Origin of the sequence: Streptomyces sp. PA03-6a (assembly GCF_033792765.1) — a bacterium.
Classification (GTDB): Bacteria; Actinomycetota; Actinomycetes; order Streptomycetales; family Streptomycetaceae; genus Actinacidiphila.
In genome coordinates this window covers 1-17,602 of record NZ_JARAVK010000114.1, presented here as the reverse complement: position 1 = coordinate 17,602, position 17,602 = coordinate 1, and the positions used below count along the sequence as shown (strand labels likewise).

Genomic DNA, 17,602 nt, shown 5'->3' with positions numbered 1-17,602 from the left:
TTCGCCGTATGGAGGCCGCGCGGGGAATCCGGCGTCGTCGGACGGAGCGTCACACCGTGGACAGGTCGATCGCCCGGTCGGCGTCCTCGGGGCGCAGCACGCGGAGGATGCCCTCCAGGAGGTAGTAGTCGGCGTAGGGGACGGAGACCTCGACGCCGTCCTCGGCGGGGCGGTTGCGGGTGCAGCGGGCGACGACGGCCTGGGCGCGGGTGGAGCGGGTGGTCAGGCAGGTGCGGGACAGGGCGAGGAGCAGCTGCAGGGCGCTCTCGCGGTAGCGGGCCGTGCCGGTGGCCGCGGCGAGGTCGAGCAGGCCGCAGGCCATGACCGCGCCGGCCGAGGCGTCCTTGACGTCGTTCGGCTGCTGCGGGGCGAGGTAGTCCCAGACGGGCACGTGATCGGGCGTCAGCGCGCCGAGCGCGAACTCCGCGAGCCTGCGGGCGGTGGCGAGGAACTCCGGATGGCCGGTGCGGCGGAACATCGTGGTGAAGCCGTAGACGCCCCAGGCCTGGCCGCGGGACCAGCAGGAGGCGGGGCTGTAGCCCTGCACGGTGTTGGGCCCGACGGGGGCGCCGGTGGCCGGGTCGAAGTCGAAGACGTGCGGGGTGGAGCCGTCGGGCCGCAGGAAGTGGCGCTGGGTGGTCCGCGCGTGCGCGACGGCGATGTCGAGGTAGGCCGGGTCCCCGGTCTGCCGGCCGGCGAAGGCCAGGAGGTCGAGGTTCATCATCGTGTCCATGATCACCCGGCCCGCGTTGTCGGCGCTGCCGAGCGCGCCCCAGGCCCGGATGAAGCGGCCTGCCGTGTTGTACCGCTTGATCAGGGAGGACGCCGCCTGCAGGGCGCCGTCGCGCCACTTGGGGTCGCCGGTCAGGCGCCAGGCGGTCACCCAGGACGGGGAGAAGAGGAAACCGAGGTCGTGCGTGCCGGTGTCGGTGCGCCGGGGCGCCAGCCGTTCCGCGGCGGCGAGGGCCAGGGAGCGGAACTGCGCGTCGCCGCTGTGCAGCCACGCCATCCACAGCGTGCCGGGCCAGAACCCGCCGACCCAGTCGCCGCCCGCGGAGTAGGTCCACTTCTCGAACTTCGTGATGACCGGGAACGAGGTCACCCCGGGTGCCACCGCGCGCAGCTTCGCCACCGCGTAGTCCGCCGCCTCCCGCAGCGTGCGGGTGGTCGCGGCCGGGTCGTCGGCGTACGCGGTGTGCGCGGTGTGTGCGGGGGGTGCGGCCTGTGCCGGGGGAGCGAGCGCGGTGGTCGCCGCGGCGGCGCCGGCGGCGGTGGTCAGCAGATGGCGCCGGGAGATGCCCATGGGTGCCTGCCATTCGGAGTGGGGGTTCGCGAGGAGGCCAGCGTCAGAGTGGCATGCCTATGACAGTGATGTACACCTACATGGCGTGAGTTCCTGTACGTGAACAAATAATCGTCGACGGTGGCTGGAGGGGCGCTCTTGACGGCCCGTCGAAGCCGACCTAGGTTCCGGTGGCGCGTTCGTGGAGTTGTGTGTCGTTCATATATGAAGACAGAGGGAGAAGAGACATGCACACCCCTTGGGGCCACTCCCGGCGCCGCCGCGCAGGCGTCGTCGCCGTCCTCGCGGCCCTCCTCGTCCCGCTGGCCTCCGCCGCCCCGGCCGCGGCCCGGCCGGACGGGCGCCACGTCCCGGCCGGCGGGCCCACCACGGCACCGCGGACGGTCGTCCTCGACGGGAAGGACCTGGTACGGGCGAAGGCCCGGCTGCGCGCCGGCGATCCGCGGTCCCGCCGCGCCCTGCGGGACCTCGTCGTCCAGGCCGACGCCTGGCTGGGGCAGGGCCCCTGGACGGTCGTGGACAAGGACCGCGTCCCGCCCAGCGGTGACCCGCACGACTACTTCAGCCAGGCCCCCTACTGGTGGCCCGGCTCGCCCAGGACCCCGGACAACCCCCAGGGCTGCCCGTACGTGCAGCGCGACGGGGAGCGCAACCCCGAGGTCGACGGGCTCACCGACCACGACGAGCGGGGCAAGGTATTCGAGTCGGCCTACGAACTCTCCCTCGCCTGGTACTACACCGGAAGGCGCGCCTACGCCGAGCACGCCGCCCGCATCCTGCGCACCTGGTTCGTCGACCCGGCGACTCGGATGAACCCGAACCTGGGCAACGCGCAGGCCATCCCGTGCCGTTACGACGGGCGTGCCATCGGCATCATCGACTTCTCCCAGGGCTTCACCAGCCTCCTCGACGCCACCGCCGTCCTCGATCTGGGCGCCCCCGGCTGGTCGGCGCGGGACCGTGACGGCATGCGGACCTGGGAGAACGGGTTCCTGGACTGGCTGGTGGACAGCGACTTCGGCAGGCAGGAGGGCGCCGCCGCCAACAACCACGGCACCTTCCACCACATGCAGGTCGCCGCGCTCGCCGCCGCCACCGGCCGCACCGCGCTCGCCCGGCAGACCGTCACCGCCGCGCGGGCCGGGCTGATCGACCCTCAGATCAGCGCCGACGGCAGCCAGCCGCAGGAGCTGGCGCGCACCCGCAGCTGGCACTACTCCACCTTCAACCTGGTGGCCTTCACCCGGCTCGCCGCCGTGGGCGACCACGTGGGCGTCGACCTGTGGCACCACACGGGCCCGGGCGGCGCGTCATTGCGGAGGGCCGTCGACTTCCTGCTGCCGGCCGCCACCGGTGCCGGGCCATGGCCCCACCCTGAGCTGGACTTCCACGCCTACGCCGCCTCCGACCTCGTCCACGCCGCCGCCGACCACGGCGACCGGCGGGCGCGCGCCGCGCTCGCGGACCTGGAGACGCCCCCGGGCGGCGACCTGTGGGCGCTGCGGCCCGCACCGGAACAACTGGACGGCATCACGGGCTGAACGGGGACGGCCGGGGCCCCGGTTCCCTCCGGATGCGCCATCCGGGTGACTGTGATGTGCTGGACCTGTCGATGACGGCCCGGCACCGCGATCCGGGTGCAACGGGCCCCGGCCATCCCGCCCCTCCCCAGGGGGCCGGTGATCCGCGCTCCCTCGCAGGCACCGTCGTGTGCCCGGTGCCTCGGGAGCGCCGGCACCGAACCGGCACCGACCGATCCAACCGATCCGACCAACCGATCCGACCAACCGATCCGACCACCCGATCCGAGGTGGAGTCCATGGCTCTCGCGAAGAAGCTCGCCGCAGGAACGATCGCCGCGCTCGCGACGGGGGCCCTGGTCCTCGGCGGCACCGGTACGGCGGTCGCCGACGACGGCTGCCACGCCGGGAGCGGACAGGACGGTTCCGTGTCGCACTGCCTGCCGGGCGACTCGGGGTGGACCGCGGAGGACGTCCAGGAGGCGCTGCAGTCCTTCCTGCAGGCCCATCCGGACATCGCCGCCGATCCCCATGTGCAGGCCTTCGCCGCCCTCGCCACGCAGTGGCTGGAGGCGCACCCGGGCATGACGCAGGACCAGTTGGCGGCGGCGCTGGAGCCGGTCGTCTCCTGCCTGGAGGCGGGCGGCGCACCGGAGTCCTGCGTGATGTCGCCGTCCTGACGGAAGGGCCGGGACGATGCCGGACAGCCCGATGATCCTCGTGACCGGCGCCGCCGGGAGCGTGGGAGCGGTCGGGCACAGGACCGTCGAATTGCTGAGGGAACGCGGCTTCCCCGTCCGCGCCTTCGTCCACCGCGAGGACGAGCGGGCGGTTCAACTGCGCGACACCGGGGCGGAGGTGTTCGTCGGCGACCTGACCAGGACCGCGGACGTCGCGCGGGCCGCCGAGGGCTGCGGCCGGATGTACTTCGGGATGGGCGTGTCGGCGCAGTACCTGCAGGCCGCCGCGACGACGGCGGCCGTGGCCCGCGCGCACGGCGGGCTCGACGTGCTGGTCAACATGTCGCAGATGACGGTGTCCCAGATGAACCTCACCAGCACGTCGGAGTCGAAGCAGCAGTGGCAGCAGTGGCTGGCGGAGCAGGTCATGGACTGGTCGGGGGTGCCGGTCTGCCACATCCGGCCGACGGTCTTCATGGAGAACCCGCTCTTCCTCGGCCTCGGTTTCCGCTCGGTCGCCCGGGACGGAACGATCCGCCTGCCCTTCGGCGACGCGCGGACCTCGCCCGTCGCGGCCCGGGACGTCGCCGAGGTGGTCACGGCGGTGCTGGCCGAACCGGCCTCGCACGTCGGCCGGATCCACGAGCTGACCGGGGCCGAGTCCCGGGACATGACGGCGATCGCTGCCGAGTTCACCGAGGTGCTGGGGCGGAAGGTCGACTACGTCGACGTGCCGTACGAGGAGTGGGCCGGGGAACTGGACGCCCTGGGGCTCCCCGAGCACGTACGGCAGCACATCGCCACCATGGCCCGCCTCCACGCGGCGAACCGGTACGACCGCGCGACCGACGACGTCAGGGAGATCCTGGGCAGACCGGCCTCCGGCATACGCGAGTTGGTCGAGGAGCACCCGGAGGTGTTCGGCTGACGCCCCCGGCGGACCGCGTCGCCGGTGGTCCGTCAGCGGTCCGTCAGTGGTCCGCGCAACAGGGCGTCGGGTTCGCCACCTCGAACGGGGCCAGACGCCCGCCCACCGCGGGGACCAGCGGCAGGACCAGTTCTCCGGCCCGCCACTCGGGGCGGACGTGGTCGCCGGTGAGGACCTCGGCGTCCGGCGCGGGCCGCTCGTCCGCGGGGGAGCCGAGCACGACGAGCCGCGTGATCGCGGTGCGGGCCAGCAGGTCGGCCACGGTGACCGTACCGGTGAGGCCGCCGACGCCCGGGTAGACCACGGCCCGGCCGCCGTTGAGCGCCGCGGCCTCGGCGGCGGCACCGGCCGCCGCCTCGGCCAGCGGGGCCGGGCCGTGGCAGCCGCGGCCGGCTAGGAAGACGCCCAGCGGGGCGCCGGTCCCCTTGGTCTCCGTGAGCGAGAGCCACGCCGTCTGCGCGGCGGCGGGGTCCGGCAGCGTCAGGGAGACCGCCGTGTGCGGATCGCCGCCGCGGACCAGGTGCGTGCACGCGAGAGTGCCCGCGGGGAGGCCGAGCCGGTCCACCAGGTGGTGGACCAGGTGGTCGGCCTCCCGCAGGCCGGGGGAACCGGCGTCCACGCCGAGGACCGTGGGGGCCGTCGTCACGAGGGCAGCACCCAGATCGGGTTGGTGTAGAACCACAGGTCCTTCCAGGGGTCGGCGTCGCCGAGGACGTCGATCGCCGGGCCGGCCGGGTCCACGGCGGCGCCGTTGATGCCGACGGCGCCGCGGTTGCCGTCCGTGCCGCGCAGCCGGACGTAGACCGCTTGTCGACGCGGCCCAGGGAGTACGTGAGCCGCACCGACCCCGTCGACCGGCCCACCTCGAAGGACTTCACGACCCTGGTGTCCGGGGTGGCGAAGGTGTCCTTGTCGGAGACCCGGCCGGTGACCGCGCCGCGGATGACGTCCACCCGGGCCAGCTCCGGTACGAACTGGGCCCAGTTGGGGCCGTTCGCCAGGTCGATGTCGACGACGAGGTCGACCTTGTCGCCGCGGCGGACCCGCAGCATGCCGCCGAGCGTCTGCTCGTGCCCGCCGGAGCGCAGCCGTGCGTCGACCCCGCTGATCAGCCCGCCGTGGTCGACCCAGACGCGGCCCTCGCGGATGCCGTCCATGACCGCCCGGTACGAGAAGCCGGCGGCCCCGACGTGGGTGCGGCTGTACTGGCCCGGCCAGAAGTCGCCGTCGGTCAGGCTGAGTCCGCCGCCGTAGACCGGGTCGTCGTAGTGGCCCTGGGTGGCGAAGTCGCCGCCGCCGCGGACGGCGGTGTCGGCGTACACGTTGTGCGCGTCGGAGTTGGCGGTGATCCACCAGGGCTTGCCCTCGGCGAGGAGGCTGTCCCACAGGCCGCCGACGGTGGCGGTCATCCAGTCGAAGCCGCCCCAGGTGCGGTAGCTCTCCAGCGGGTAGCCGGGCCAGGACTGGGCGCTCGGGCTGCTGTCGTAGAAGCCGCGGCCGGAACCGGGGCCCTGCGGTGCGGGCAGGCCGGCGGCCTGGTGGCCGGGCGCGCCCTCCATGCCGACCGCGATGGTGGGCTGGGCGTCGCGCCAGGCGCGGATCTCGTGCGGGGAGTCCAGGCCCTTGCGCGCCGGGTGGTTGGCCAGGAACAGCGCGTCCTGGACCTTCTTACCGCGGACGGCGTCGGCGAGGAAGTCCAGACCCGCGACGGCCAGCGCCTCGTTGGCGGGGGTGGGCGCGGTGGCGCCCTTGACCGAGCCGTCGAAGGAGTTCTCGAACTCCTTCAGCACGGCGACCTCGTTGCGGCCGGGGTGGACGAAGACCGTGCCGTGCTCGGCGGCGGGGATGTTCCACTCCAGGCCCTGGAAGACCAGGGTGTCGGAGATCTCCCCGCGGGCCGCGACGATCTGCGGGTTGACCTTCTCCACGCCGATCTTGGCGTGCTGCTCGCTGCCGTGGTCGGTGATGACCATCCAGTCCAGGCCGTTGGCGTTGGCGTGGCGGACGTGGTCGATGACGCGGTACTTGGCGTCGGAGCTGAACTGGGTGTGGATGTGGTGGTCGCCGGCCAGCCACAGGTAGCCACCGGGGCGCGTCGCGCCGTGCCCCTGGTGCCCCTGCGGGGAGGAGCCGTGGGCGGCGGCCTGGCCGGCACCGGCGAGCACGCTGCCCGCGGCCAGCCCGGCGCCGAGCAGTCCGGTGCGGCGCAGCATGGAGCGCCGGGAGAGCTGGCCCGGGGTCAGTTCCTCGTCCGGGACCGAGAGGTCGAGCGCCGGCGGCAGGGACTCCGTGCCGTCGCCGTGGTGGTGGTGCGCGTGGCTGTGGTCGTGCCCGTGCTGGTGGCCGTGGCCCATGATCCGCTCCTTGCCCTCCGCGAGGGCGCCGGTCCGCGCTGACTGGGGCGTGCGTCAGGAGAGCCTGCGGATGCCGGATGAACTCCCCGGGCCACGTGGGTGGACACCACCGGGACGCGACATGTGGGCTGGGACACGGGGAACGGAGGTGATCACTCCACCGCGGTGCGGAGGCGGTTGCCGGCCGGGGCGTCGTGGAGCCGTCCCCTGGAGGGGAGTCGGGTGTGCGGGCCGGTGGCGCGGGGTTGCGGTGTCCGTGCGGTCGCGCGGTACTGGGCCGGCGTGCGCCGCACCGGGTGTCGCCGCCGCGGCGCGCACGAACCGGGCGGCGCCGACGGCCACGCGGAGCCTGGCGAGGCGGTCGGGCCGGGTCCGGCTCACGGCACACCCGCCGGCCCGCGAGGGCCCCGCGAACGCGACCGTGCCGCGCGGCGGGACGGCGGACGTCCTCCCCGGCCCGTGGCGGCTCCGTGCCCGTTCCGCCCGCGGGCACCGGCTGTCGCTGCCCCGTTCACCGGGCGTTCCTTCGCCCGCCCGGCACATGTGTCACCCTTGCGTTCCCCCCTTTCGATGTGATCAAGGAAGTCCGCATGGCCCAGCTGCCCGATCTCCTGCCCGATTCCGCCGGGAAGCCCGACAGATGGGCCCGGTTCCGGGGACTTCCCCCGTGGCAGGTCGTGGGTTCGGTCCTTCCGCTGGTGCTGATCATCGTCGGCGGGCTCCTCGGCGGACTCGCCGGCGGACTGGGCACCATGATCAACCTGAAGATCGCCCGCACCGGGCTGGCCCCCGCGGTGAAGGCGCTCGCCATGGCGGGCGTCGTCCTCGCGGCCGCGACCGCCTACCTCGTCGCAGCCGCCCTCCTCTCGGCGGCGCTCGGTTAGGGCCCCCGAGGCGGCCGCCCGAGGGCGCGGGGCCGGAGCGCCACGATCCGGCTCTTAGGGTGGGGGCATGGCCTCCTCGACCCCGCCGAACGCCGCTCCGGACGCAACACCGCCCGGGCAGGTTCCCGTTGACCCCGCCGAGCTGATCGCCGACCCCTACGGGGCGTACGGCAGGCTCCGCGAGGCCGGTCCCGTCCACCGCGTCACCGGCACCGACGGGCGTCCCGCCTGGGTGGTCACCCGGTACGAGGACGTGCGCCAGGCGCTCGGCGACCCGCTGCTGTCCCTGGACAAGCGCAACGCCCTGCCCGGCAACTACTCGGGGTTCGCGCTGCCGCCCGCCCTCGACGCCAACCTGCTGAACATGGACCCGCCGGACCACACCCGCATCCGGCGCCTGGTGTCGCAGGCCTTCACCCCGCGCCGCGTCGCGGACCTGCGCGAGCCGGTCCGGCGTACGGCCGCCGAACTCCTGGACGCCGTGGCCCCCGACGGCCGCGCCGACCTGATCGCCGCCTATGCCGCGCCACTGCCGATCCGCGTGATCTGCGACCTGCTCGGCGTCGCCCCCGGCGACCGCCGCGACTTCCGGGGCTGGACGGACGCCCTGGTCGCCCCGGACCCGTCGCGGCCCTCGGCGGCGAAGGAGGCGGTCGCCGCCATGCTCGCGTACTTCGGGCAGCTCATCGCGCGCAAGCGCGCCCACCCCGAGGACGACCTGCTCTCCGCGATGATCGCGGCCCGCGACGACGGCGACCGGCTCAGCGAGGACGAGCTGATGTCGCTGACCTTCCTCGTCCTGTTCGCCGGGTACGAGAACACCGTGCAGCTCATCGGCAACGCCGTCCTGGCGCTGCTGACGCACCCCGGGCAACTGGCCGCCCTGCGGGCCGAGCCGGGCGGGGCCGCGGCGGCGGTCGAGGAGCTGACCCGCTGGGACGGGCCGGCGCCGCTGGCCATCCGGCGCTTCCCGCTGGAGGACGTCACCATCGGCGGCGTGACGGTCCCGGCCGGCGAGACGGTGCTGCTGTCCCTGGCCGCGGCCAACCGCGACCCCGCGCGCTTCCCCGAGCCCGACCGGCTCGACCTCGGCCGCGCCGACACCGCGCACCTCGGCCTCGGGCACGGCATCCACTACTGCCTCGGTGCTCCGCTGGCCCGGCTGGAGACCGGGATCGCGCTCACCGAGCTGCTGGCCCGCTTCCCGGGGCTCGCCCTGGACGCGGACCCCGCGCAGCTGCGGTGGCGCCCGTCGATGCGCACCCGCAGCCTGGTGGCCCTCCCGGTCCGTTTCTGACCGGCGGTACGGGAGGGGTCACCGGCGGGCGGCGACGGTCGCCGCCACGGCCACCGCCAGCGCGCACCCGGTGGCCGCGCCCAGGGCGGCGGGCGGTGCCACCAGGAGCACCAGGAGGCCCCCGGCCAGGGCGCCGGCCACCAGGGCGGCGACGCTCAGTGCCTGGCGTACGGCCATCCGCCGGTCGTGCGCCGTGGCACCGGTGCCGCTGAGCAGCCCGACCAGGGTGCGGGTCATCACGGTCGTGGTCAGGCCCGCGACGCCGACGCGTCCGGCCATCGCGTTCTGGATGCCCATCGCCACCGCGCAGACCACCACCAGCACGCGCCGCGGCCCGTCCAGCGCGTGCAGTGCCGTGGCCGAGGCCAGCAGCGCGGTCTCGCAGACCGCGGCCGCGCTCACCAGCGCGATCGGGCGGGCCGGCCGGGCCAGTGCCGCCCGGCAGAAGAGGATGCCCACGGCGAAGCCGCCGAGGGCCACCAGCGAGGTGACGACCGAGAACTGGGGCGCCCCGGCCAGGCCGAGGCTGACGAAGACCAGGTTGCCCGTCATGTTCGCCACGAAGACATGGCCCAGGCTGAGGATGCTCACGGCGTCGACCAGCCCGCTGAGCACGGTGAGGACGAGCAGCAGCACGGTCAGCAGGCGCTGCCGGTCCGCTTCCGGGCCACCGCTCATGTCCAGCCGCCTTCCGCAGGGGTTCGCCGCCGCTCCTGGTCAGGATGCACCGGGCCGGGCCCCGGAGCAGACTTGTCCGTGTCCGCCCCGACCCGGGCGCGCCCCCGAACCGAAGGAGCGTGGTGATGGCGGAACCGCTGCCGCAGCCGGTGCTCAGCCCTCTCACCACGTCCGCGATCTTCCTGGTCGTGACGGTCGACCCCGGCGGGGAGACCGCCGTCCGTGATCTGCTGGAGGACCTGTCCGGGCTGCAGCGCTCGGTCGGCTTCGGCACCCCGGACGGGCGGCTGAGCTGTGTCGCCGGGGTGGGGTCGAACGTGTGGGGCCGCCTCTTCGGCGGGCCGCGCCCCGCCGGACTGCACCCCTTCACCGAGCTGACCGGGCCCCGCCACCAGGCGCCCGCCACCCCGGGCGACCTGCTCTTCCACATCCGGGCCGGCCGGCTGGACCTGTGCTTCACCCTGGCCCAGCTGGTCATGGACCGGCTGCGCGGCCATGTCACGGTCCGTGACGAGGTGCACGGCTTCAAGTACCTCGACGTCCGCGACCTGCTGGGGTTCGTGGACGGCACGGAGAACCCGGTGGGCCCCGAGGCGACCGAGGCGGTCCTGGTGGGCGACGAGGACCCGGACTTCCGTTGCGGCAGCTACGTGATCGTGCAGAAGTACGTCCACGACCTCGACGCCTGGAACGCCCTGCCCGTGGAGGCGCAGGAGCGGGTGATCGGCCGCAGCAAGCTGGGCAACGTCGAGATGGACGACGACGTCAAGCCCGCCGACTCCCACGTCGCCTTGACCACGATCGTCGAACCGGACGGCACCGAACGGCAGATCCTCCGCGACAACATGCCCTTCGGCCGGGTGGGCACCGCCGAGTTCGGGACGTACTTCATCGGCTACGCGCGGACCCCCGAGGTCACCGAGCGGATGCTGCGCAACATGTTCCTCGGCGACGGGCAGGCGAGCCACGACCGGATCCTGGACTTCTCCCGGGCCGTGACCGGCACGCTGTTCTTCGTGCCCTCCGCCGACTTCCTGGACGACCTTCCCGATCCCCCCGCCGTCGCGGCCGCCCCGGCCGCGAAGTCGCTGGGGATCGGCGACCTGAGGAAGACCGTCACATCATGAACAACCTGCACCGGGAACTCGCCCCGATCTCCGAAGCCGCCTGGGACGACCTGGAGGAGGAGGCGCGGCGCACCTTCAAGCGCCATGTCGCCGCCCGCCGCATCGTCGACGTGCCCGAGGCCGCCGGCCCCGAGTTCGCCGGGGTGAACACCGGCCACCTCGACCCGGTCGAGGCGCCCCACGGGGACGTCCTCGCCCGGGTGCGCCGCGCGCAGCCGGTCGTCGAGCTGCGCGTGCCCTTCACGGTCGACCGCAGCGAGGTCGACATCGTCGAGCGCGGTGCCCAGGACGCGGACTGGCAGCCCGTGAAGGACGCCGCCCGGCGCATCGCGTTCACCGAGGACCGGGCGGTCTTCGAGGGGTACGCGGCGGCCGGCATCACCGGCATCCGCGCGAGCGCCTCGAACCCGCCGCTGAGCCTCCCCGCGGACGTGCGCGACTACCCCAACGCCGTCAGCCAGGCCATCTCGGCGCTCCGCCTCGCGGGCGTCGGCGGCCCGTACACGCTCGCGCTGAGCGCCGACGCGTACACCGCCGTCAACGAGACCTCCCACTACGGCTACCCGATCCACGCCCACCTGGCCCGGCTCCTGGACGGGGAGATCGTGTGGGCGCCCGCCATCGACGGGGCCTTCCTGCTCTCCACCCGCGGCGGCGACTTCGAGCTGCGCATCGGCCAGGACGTGTCCATCGGCTACCTGTCGCACGACGACACGAGCGTGCGGCTGTACTTCCAGGAGACCCTCACCTTCCTGGTGCACACGGCGGAGGCGGCGGTCGCGCTCACGGCCGCGTGACGGGTGACGGGTGACGGGCGCCCGGTACGGGTATTCGCCCGTTATGACCGGAAAACACAGGAAGACATCGCTCTGGCCGCACCGTTCCGAGGTCAGGACCGGCGGGCCCGCCCGCCACGCCGCCTCGGCGGGCGCGGACGACGGCGGTCGTGAGCCCGTCCCCGAGGACCTCCCGCCGGCCCACGCCCCCGTGGTGCCCGGCACCCACGTGGACGGCACGGAGGCGCCCCACCACCGCGCGTGAGAGCGGGCCGCACCGGACGCAGGACCGCCTCGTGCCCCGTCCGCCGTCGACCGGCGCCGGATGGGCCGCTGACGGGCCCTCACCAAGTGTGCCCCCGTACGGGTGGAGCGGGCCGCGAGGGCGTGACACGTTCCGTCACCGCGGGGACCGATTGTGTGATTATTCGGCCCGCTCGGTTGGAGGTAGTGCCCCCATGACCTCAGTGACGGAACGTCAGTCCGGCCATCCCGCGGCGGAGGTGCGGACCCGATGACGATGCACACCGAGAACGAGATCGTCATCGACGCGCCCCTGCGGTACGTGTGGCTGCGGACCAACGACGTCGCCGGCTGGCCCACCTTGTTCAGCGAGTACGCCGAGGCCGAGATCATCTCCCAGGAGGGCGACACCACCCGCTTCCGCCTGACCATGCACCCCGACGAGAAGGGCCGCGTCTGGTCCTGGGTGTCCGAGCGCACCGCCGACCCGGCCACCCGTACCGTGCGGGCCCGGCGGCTGGAGACCGGGCCGTTCGAGTTCATGAACATCTACTGGCAGTACGAGGAACTCGGCCCGGAGAGCACCCGCATGCGCTGGCTGCAGGACTTCCGGATGAAGGTGGACGCGCCCGTCGACGACGAGGGCATGCGGCAACGCATCAACAGCAACTCCCGCGTCCAGATGCAGCTGGTCAAGGACCGGCTGGAATCCCGCCGGATCCGTCCCGTCGGCACCCTGGACACCCACGCGGACACCCGCCGCGGCGGCGACATCCGCACCCTGCTGACCACCACCTCGGTCGGCACGACGGACGGGTTCTGCGGCATGGTCACCGTCGGTCCGGGCGAGGCCGTCGCCGAGCACTACCACCCGTACTCGCAGGAGCAACTGGTCGTCGTCGAGGGCGAGGTGCGGGTGGACCTCGACGGCTGCCCGCGCAGCGTCGCCGCCAACGAGGCCCTCCTCGTCCCGCGCGGGGTCCGCCACCGGCTGGTGAACACCTCCGACGCGGTGGCCCGCGCCGTGTTCTTCCTGGCCCCGCTCGCGCCGCGTCCGGAGCTGGGGCACGTCGACACCGAGACCCGCGAGGAGGCCGCCGCCATCGCCCGCGCCGCCACCGCGACGGGTCCGGCGACGGAGGGCCCGGCGCCGGGCCGCGAACTGGTCGACCGGTGACCGCAGGCCGTACCGCGCGCAGGGTGGTGGTGACGGGCGTCGGAGCCGTCGCCGCCGGCGGCGTCGGGCGGGAGGCGTTCTGGGAGCGGATCGTCGGGGGCAGGCCGGCGATCCGCCGGATCACCCGCTTCGACCCCTCGCGGTACCGCTCGCGGATCGCCGCCGAGGCCGACTTCGACCCCCTCGCGGCCGGGCTCACCCCCCGGGAGATACGCCGCAACGGCCGGTTCGCCCAGTTCGCGCTCGCCGCGGCCGCCGAGGCGCTCGCCGACAGCGGGCTGCGCACGCAAGCCGAGGACACCGACCGCATCGGGGTCTGCCTCGGCACCGCCGTCGGCGCCACCGTCACCCTGGAGGACGAGTACGTGGTCGCCAGCGACGGCGGCCGCCACTGGGAGGTCAGCCCGGACCACGGCATGCCCTTCCTCCACCGGGCGATGCACCCCTCCTCGGCCGCCGCCGAACTCTCGCTGCGGCACGGTCTGCACGGCCCTTCCTCCGTCGTCTCCACCGGCTGCACCTCCGGCGTCGACGCGATCGGCTGCGCCTTCCGGACGCTGAGCGACGGCGAGGCCGACGTCATGCTGGCGGGCGCGGGCGAGGCGCCCATCTCCCCGGTCACGGTGGCCTGCTTCGACGCGATCCGCGCCACCACCGCCTTCGCCGGCGACCCCGAGCGGACGCCGGCGCCCTTCGACGCCCGGCGCGACGGCTTCGTCCTCGGCGAGGGCGGCGCCGTGCTCGTCCTGGAGGAACTGGAGCACGCCCGTGCCCGGGGTGCGTCCGTCTACTGCGAGGTGCGCGGCTGGGACAACCGCACCGGCGCCTACCACATGACCGGTCTGCGCCCCGACGGCTACGACCTGAGCGAGGCGATCATCTCCGCCATGTCGGAGGCCGGCATCGTCCCCGAGCAGCTCGACTGGATCAGCGCGCACGGCTCCGGCACGGTGCAGAACGACCGCTACGAGACCGCCGCGTACAAGCGCGCCCTCGGCGAGCACGCGCGCAAGGTCCCGGTCAGCTCCGTCAAGTCCGTCATCGGCCACTGCCTCGGCGCGGCGGGCGCCCTGGAGATGGCCGCCTGCGCCCTCGCCGTGCGGCGGGGGGTGATCCCGCCGACCGCCAACCTCCTGCGGCCCGACCCGCAGTGCGACCTCGACTACACCCCGGTGCTCGCCCGCGAACGGCGGGTGCGGCACGCACTGTCGGTGGCCTGCGGGCTTGGCGGTCTCCAGTCGGCGATGGTCTTCTCGGCCCTGGAGCCGGACCCTGAACGGGAGGCGGAGGCATGACCACACGCGCGGTCATCAGCGGACTCGGGGTCGTCGCCCCCACCGGTGTCGGCGCCCGCCCCTACTGGCGGGCCACCGTCGCCGGGCGCAACGGCATCCGGCCGCTCGGCAGGCCCGACGCGAGCCGCTCCCCGGTCGTGCTCGCCGGGGAGGTCACCGGGTTCGACGCCGCCCGCTGGATCGACGACACCCTGCGCGCGGAGACCGACCGCTGGACCTGGTTCGCCCTGGCCGCGGCCGAGATGGCGCTGGCCGACGCGGCGCTGCGGCCCGCCGACCACCCCCCGTTCCACCTGTCGGTGGTCACCTCCAGCGGCTCCGGCGGCAACGAGTCCGGCCAGCGGGAGACCCACGCCCTGTGGGCTCGGCAGCCCGGCCAGGCCGGCGCCCACCAGTCCATCGCCTGGTTCCACGCGGCCGGCGCCGCCCAGATCTCCATCCGGCACGGGCTGACCGGCGGCTGCGGCGTCGTCGCCGCGGACGGCGCGGGCGGCCTGGACGCGCTCAAGCACGCCTGGCGGCGGCTGCGGCGCGGCGGCAAGGCCGTGATCGTCGGCGGCACCGAGGCGCCGCTGTCGCCCTTCGCGCTCGCCTGCCAGTCCACCCTGCCCACGGTGCACCGCGGCACCGACCCCGAACGGGCCTACCTGCCCTTCAGCCCGTACGCCTCGGGGTTCGTCCCCGGCGAGGGCGGTGCCCTGATGGTCCTGGAGGAGAAGGCGCACGCCGCCGAGCGCGGGGTGCGCGGTTACGCCGAACTGCTCGGCCACGCCGCCACGCACGACGCGCACCACCACACGGCTCCCGCGCCCGACGGCCTCCAGCTGGCCCGGGCCGTCACCACGGCGCTCGAGCAGGCCGGACGCGCTCCCGGGGACGTGGACGTGGTCTTCGCCGACGGCGCCGGCGACCCGGCCGGGGACGCGGCCGAGGCGGCGGCGCTGCAGCGGGTCTTCGGCGACCGGCTGGCGGAGGTACCGGTGACGGTGCCCAAGGCGGGTGTCGGCCGGCTGACCTCCGGCGCCGGCGCGCTGGACGCCGTGACCGCCGCCCTCGCCCTGCGCACCGGCGTGATCCCGCCGACCCGCGGCGGCGACGCGCGGGCCGCCCGCGAGCGGTACGGCGTCCGCCTGGTCACCCGCTGGACACGGCCGGAACGGCTGACGACGGCCGTGGTGCTCGCCCGCGGGACCGGCGGGTTCAACAGCGCCGTCGTCCTCGGATCGTTGGACGCGGACTCCTCGTATTAGCGGCGTGCCCTACGGCCTGGGAGTGAATGAGGGAAAACCTGGAGCAATGACCGTCACGTCCACCCGGCGGGGGGCGTTGCTCCTGATGTCGGCGTCCGGAGGACGTCGTTGAACTCCCAGAGGAGAAACTCCCCATGCTGAAGAAGGCTCTTGCCTGCGCTTCTCTCGCCGTCGCGGCCACCGGCGCCGTCGTCCCCGCCGCCGTGGCCTCCGACACCTCGGGTGGGAACTACTCGCAGAACGTCAACCTGATCCCGCACCCCTGCCTGGACGTGAAGCGCATCTACGCCCTCAACCCCCTCGCCGTCGACCTGCTGACCGAGACCAGCGGCCAGCAGTGCAACGAGAAGTCGAAGGTCGTCGACGGGCACAAGTCCGCGCTGTCCGACCTGATCGACGCCGGGGCCTACCAGAACTGAGGGACCGGGCACACCGAGGGCCCGGCCCCACGGAACTCCGTGGGGCCGGGCCCTTCCCCCATGCGTGCCGGCACGCACGAGCGGCGGCCGCCCCCGTGGATCGGGGACGGCCGCCGTGGATCCCGCCCGGAATCAGTTCTGGTACGCGCCGACGTCGGCGAGGTCGGACAGCGCCGACTTGTGCCCGTCCACCACGCTGGACTTCTCGTTGCACTGCTGGCCGCTGGTCTCGGTCAGCGCGTCGAGCGCGACAGGGTTGAGGGCGTAGACCCGCTTCACGTCCAGGCAGAGGTGCGGCAGGACGTTGACGTTCTGCGAGTAGTTCCCACCGTGGACGTCGGAGGCCTGTGCGGTCGGCGCGAGGGCCGCGGCGCTGCCCGCGGCGGCCACCGCGAGAGTGGCGCAGGCGAGTGCCTTCTTCAGCATGTTGCGAAGCTCCAGAATGAGGTGCGGACGGATGGCGGGGCGCCCGGGGGCGGGCGCTGCCGTCAGACGTTGAAGCAGGCGTTGCCGGCCGTGGGGTTCAGCAGCGCGCCGACGTTGATGCCGTTGCCGCAGACGTTGACCGGGATGTTGACCGGGATCTGGATGACGTTGCCGCTGAGCACACCCGGGGAGCCGATGGCCGCACCCTCGGCCGAGGCACCGCCGCGGTCGTAGTGGCGGTCCTTGCCGCCGTCGCTTGCGAGGGCGCCGCCCGCACTGCCCATCACCGCGACACCGGCCGCGACGGTCAGCACTGCGGCCTTCGAGAGACGCTTCACGAGCTCTTCCTTTCCTTGGTCACTGACGTGCGGTCTGGTCAACGACGCGCAAGGCGGGGCGGATGCGGAGCATCACCCGAACAGCCGCCGGAACAGGGCGTCCAGGATGGTCAGCTGATAACCAGAAACCTGGGGGGTCGTCAGATTTGCTACCGGACAAGGAGCTCCGCAGATGCGAATTTCCTTGCGACGGACCGCCTCCGCCGCCCTGATAACTGCTCTTCCCGCCCTCGCCCTGACGGCGCCCCTTCCGAGCGCGGCGGAACCACGGCCCGGTCCTCCCGGAGCGATCCCGGACCAGTACGTCGTGACCCTGGACGACGGCACCGCGCCGCGGACCGTCCTGGACGGTCTGGGCGTGGAGCCGCTCTTCACCTACCGGCACGCGCTTTCCGGCTTCGCCGCCCGGCTCACACCGGCCCAGGTGCAGCGGGTACGCGCCGCGCCCGGCGTCGACCAGGTGGAGCAGGACGCGGTGGTCGCCATCCCGCTCGGCGAGGACGCCCCCGCCGACACCGACCTGGAACCCCCCTACCCGGGCGACGTCCCGGGCGAGCCGACCGGTCCCGTCGACTTCCCCGGCCCCGGCCCGCAACAGGAGGGACCGCAGCAGGCGCCGGCCGAGGGAGCACCCCTGCCGGCGGGACCGGACGGGCAGTCACCCGAGCAGTCGCCTGGGCAGTCACCCGAGCAGGCGATGCCGGAACCGGCCGGTCCGGAGCAGTCGGCTCCGGACCAGACGGTGCCCTACCAGGCGGAGCCGGAACCGGCCAGGCCCGGGCAGTCGGTGCCCGAGCAGTCGGTGCCCGAGCAGTCGGCGCCCGGGCAGTCCGCGCCGGACCCCGCGGCGCCGGGCGAGTCCGTTTCCCCGGTGACCGGGACCAAGCCGGTCCAGGTCCCGCTGACC

General features: G+C 74.0%; 18 protein-coding genes and 1 pseudogene. 13 read left to right on the top strand and 6 right to left on the bottom strand.

The window, feature by feature from the left end; all coding sequences use genetic code 11:
* Nucleotides 1-49: 49 nt before the first annotated feature.
* Entirely contained in the window at nucleotides 50-1,303 is a 1,254-nt protein-coding gene (locus PV350_RS25545) for a glycoside hydrolase family 88 protein (protein WP_500336295.1), read from the bottom strand.
* 227 nt (nucleotides 1,304-1,530) lie between these two features.
* Here PV350_RS25545 and PV350_RS25540 point away from each other — a divergent pair, with 227 nt between their 5' ends.
* From PV350_RS25540 to PV350_RS25530, 3 genes are all read left to right on the top strand, one after another.
* Nucleotides 1,531-2,844: an alginate lyase family protein gene (locus tag PV350_RS25540; protein WP_500336293.1), complete on the top strand. Its 1,314-nt coding sequence runs from the start codon at nucleotides 1,531-1,533 to the stop codon at nucleotides 2,842-2,844.
* A gap of 278 nt (nucleotides 2,845-3,122) precedes the next feature.
* Nucleotides 3,123-3,503 (top strand): hypothetical protein, encoded by a 381-nt coding sequence (locus tag PV350_RS25535; protein ID WP_499511764.1) that lies wholly within the window; start codon nucleotides 3,123-3,125, stop codon nucleotides 3,501-3,503.
* A 16-nt stretch (nucleotides 3,504-3,519) separates the two neighbouring features.
* On the top strand, nucleotides 3,520-4,431 hold the full coding sequence (locus tag PV350_RS25530; RefSeq protein ID WP_500336290.1) for an NmrA family NAD(P)-binding protein: 912 nt from the start codon (nucleotides 3,520-3,522) through the stop codon (nucleotides 4,429-4,431).
* A 43-nt stretch (nucleotides 4,432-4,474) separates the two neighbouring features.
* Here the strand turns inward: PV350_RS25530 and PV350_RS25525 are convergent, their stop codons facing one another.
* Both PV350_RS25525 and PV350_RS25520 read right to left on the bottom strand, forming a co-directional pair.
* Nucleotides 4,475-5,077: a hypothetical protein gene (locus PV350_RS25525; RefSeq protein WP_500336288.1), complete on the bottom strand. Its 603-nt coding sequence runs from the start codon at nucleotides 5,075-5,077 to the stop codon at nucleotides 4,475-4,477.
* Nucleotides 5,074-6,785, bottom strand: a pseudogene (locus PV350_RS25520) (PHP domain-containing protein). The gene PV350_RS25525 and the pseudogene PV350_RS25520 overlap by 4 nt, the downstream one beginning before the upstream one ends.
* Nucleotides 6,786-7,375: 590 nt before the next feature.
* Here PV350_RS25520 and PV350_RS25515 point away from each other — a divergent pair.
* Together PV350_RS25515 and PV350_RS25510 are read left to right on the top strand one after the other, a co-directional pair.
* The gene (locus PV350_RS25515) at nucleotides 7,376-7,669 is read left to right on the top strand and encodes a hypothetical protein (protein WP_499511760.1); all 294 of its coding nucleotides are present in this window, start codon (nucleotides 7,376-7,378) and stop codon (nucleotides 7,667-7,669) included.
* Between the two features lie 67 nt (nucleotides 7,670-7,736).
* A complete protein-coding gene (locus PV350_RS25510) occupies nucleotides 7,737-8,966 on the top strand; it encodes a cytochrome P450 family protein (RefSeq protein ID WP_500336286.1) in 1,230 nt (409 codons plus the stop codon).
* A gap of 18 nt (nucleotides 8,967-8,984) precedes the next feature.
* Here PV350_RS25510 and PV350_RS25505 read toward each other — a convergent pair whose 3' ends face one another.
* Nucleotides 8,985-9,644, bottom strand: a complete 660-nt coding sequence (locus tag PV350_RS25505; RefSeq protein WP_499511758.1) for a YoaK family protein — start codon at nucleotides 9,642-9,644, stop codon at nucleotides 8,985-8,987.
* 125 nt (nucleotides 9,645-9,769) lie between these two features.
* Here PV350_RS25505 and PV350_RS25500 point away from each other — a divergent pair, with 125 nt between their 5' ends.
* The 7 genes from PV350_RS25500 to PV350_RS25470 all read left to right on the top strand — a co-directional run bounded on the left by PV350_RS25500 (nucleotide 9,770) and on the right by PV350_RS25470 (nucleotide 15,931).
* Complete coding sequence (locus PV350_RS25500) at nucleotides 9,770-10,771, top strand: Dyp-type peroxidase (RefSeq protein ID WP_500336284.1); 1,002 nt, start codon at nucleotides 9,770-9,772, stop codon at nucleotides 10,769-10,771.
* The gene (locus PV350_RS25495) at nucleotides 10,768-11,568 is read left to right on the top strand and encodes a family 1 encapsulin nanocompartment shell protein (RefSeq protein WP_499511756.1); all 801 of its coding nucleotides are present in this window, start codon (nucleotides 10,768-10,770) and stop codon (nucleotides 11,566-11,568) included. The genes PV350_RS25500 and PV350_RS25495 overlap by 4 nt, the downstream gene beginning before the upstream one ends.
* A gap of 43 nt (nucleotides 11,569-11,611) precedes the next feature.
* Nucleotides 11,612-11,812 (top strand): hypothetical protein, encoded by a 201-nt coding sequence (locus PV350_RS25490; protein ID WP_499511755.1) that lies wholly within the window; start codon nucleotides 11,612-11,614, stop codon nucleotides 11,810-11,812.
* 249 nt (nucleotides 11,813-12,061) lie between these two features.
* Nucleotides 12,062-12,967, top strand: a complete 906-nt coding sequence (locus tag PV350_RS25485) for a cupin domain-containing protein (RefSeq protein WP_499511754.1) — start codon at nucleotides 12,062-12,064, stop codon at nucleotides 12,965-12,967.
* Nucleotides 12,964-14,262 (top strand): beta-ketoacyl-[acyl-carrier-protein] synthase family protein, encoded by a 1,299-nt coding sequence (locus tag PV350_RS25480; RefSeq protein WP_499511753.1) that lies wholly within the window; start codon nucleotides 12,964-12,966, stop codon nucleotides 14,260-14,262. The genes PV350_RS25485 and PV350_RS25480 overlap by 4 nt, the downstream gene beginning before the upstream one ends.
* A complete protein-coding gene (locus PV350_RS25475; RefSeq protein WP_500336282.1) occupies nucleotides 14,259-15,512 on the top strand; it encodes a beta-ketoacyl synthase N-terminal-like domain-containing protein in 1,254 nt (417 codons plus the stop codon). Before PV350_RS25480 ends, PV350_RS25475 begins: the two co-directional genes overlap by 4 nt.
* 134 nt (nucleotides 15,513-15,646) lie before the next feature.
* Nucleotides 15,647-15,931: a hypothetical protein gene (locus PV350_RS25470; protein WP_499511751.1), complete on the top strand. Its 285-nt coding sequence runs from the start codon at nucleotides 15,647-15,649 to the stop codon at nucleotides 15,929-15,931.
* Nucleotides 15,932-16,063: 132 nt separating this feature from the next.
* On the opposite strand, the gene PV350_RS25465 is transcribed toward PV350_RS25470, so the two are convergent.
* Both PV350_RS25465 and PV350_RS25460 read right to left on the bottom strand, forming a co-directional pair.
* Nucleotides 16,064-16,357 carry a hypothetical protein gene (locus PV350_RS25465; protein ID WP_499511750.1) on the bottom strand — a complete coding sequence of 98 codons (294 nt, stop codon included), beginning with the start codon at nucleotides 16,355-16,357 and terminating at the stop codon, nucleotides 16,064-16,066.
* A gap of 62 nt (nucleotides 16,358-16,419) precedes the next feature.
* Nucleotides 16,420-16,695 (bottom strand): chaplin, encoded by a 276-nt coding sequence (locus PV350_RS25460; protein WP_500336280.1) that lies wholly within the window; start codon nucleotides 16,693-16,695, stop codon nucleotides 16,420-16,422.
* 172 nt (nucleotides 16,696-16,867) lie between these two features.
* On the opposite strand from PV350_RS25460, the gene PV350_RS25455 reads away from it, so the two are divergent.
* A partial coding sequence (locus tag PV350_RS25455; RefSeq protein WP_500336278.1) for a protease inhibitor I9 family protein occupies nucleotides 16,868-17,602 on the top strand: 735 nt, incomplete at its 3' end.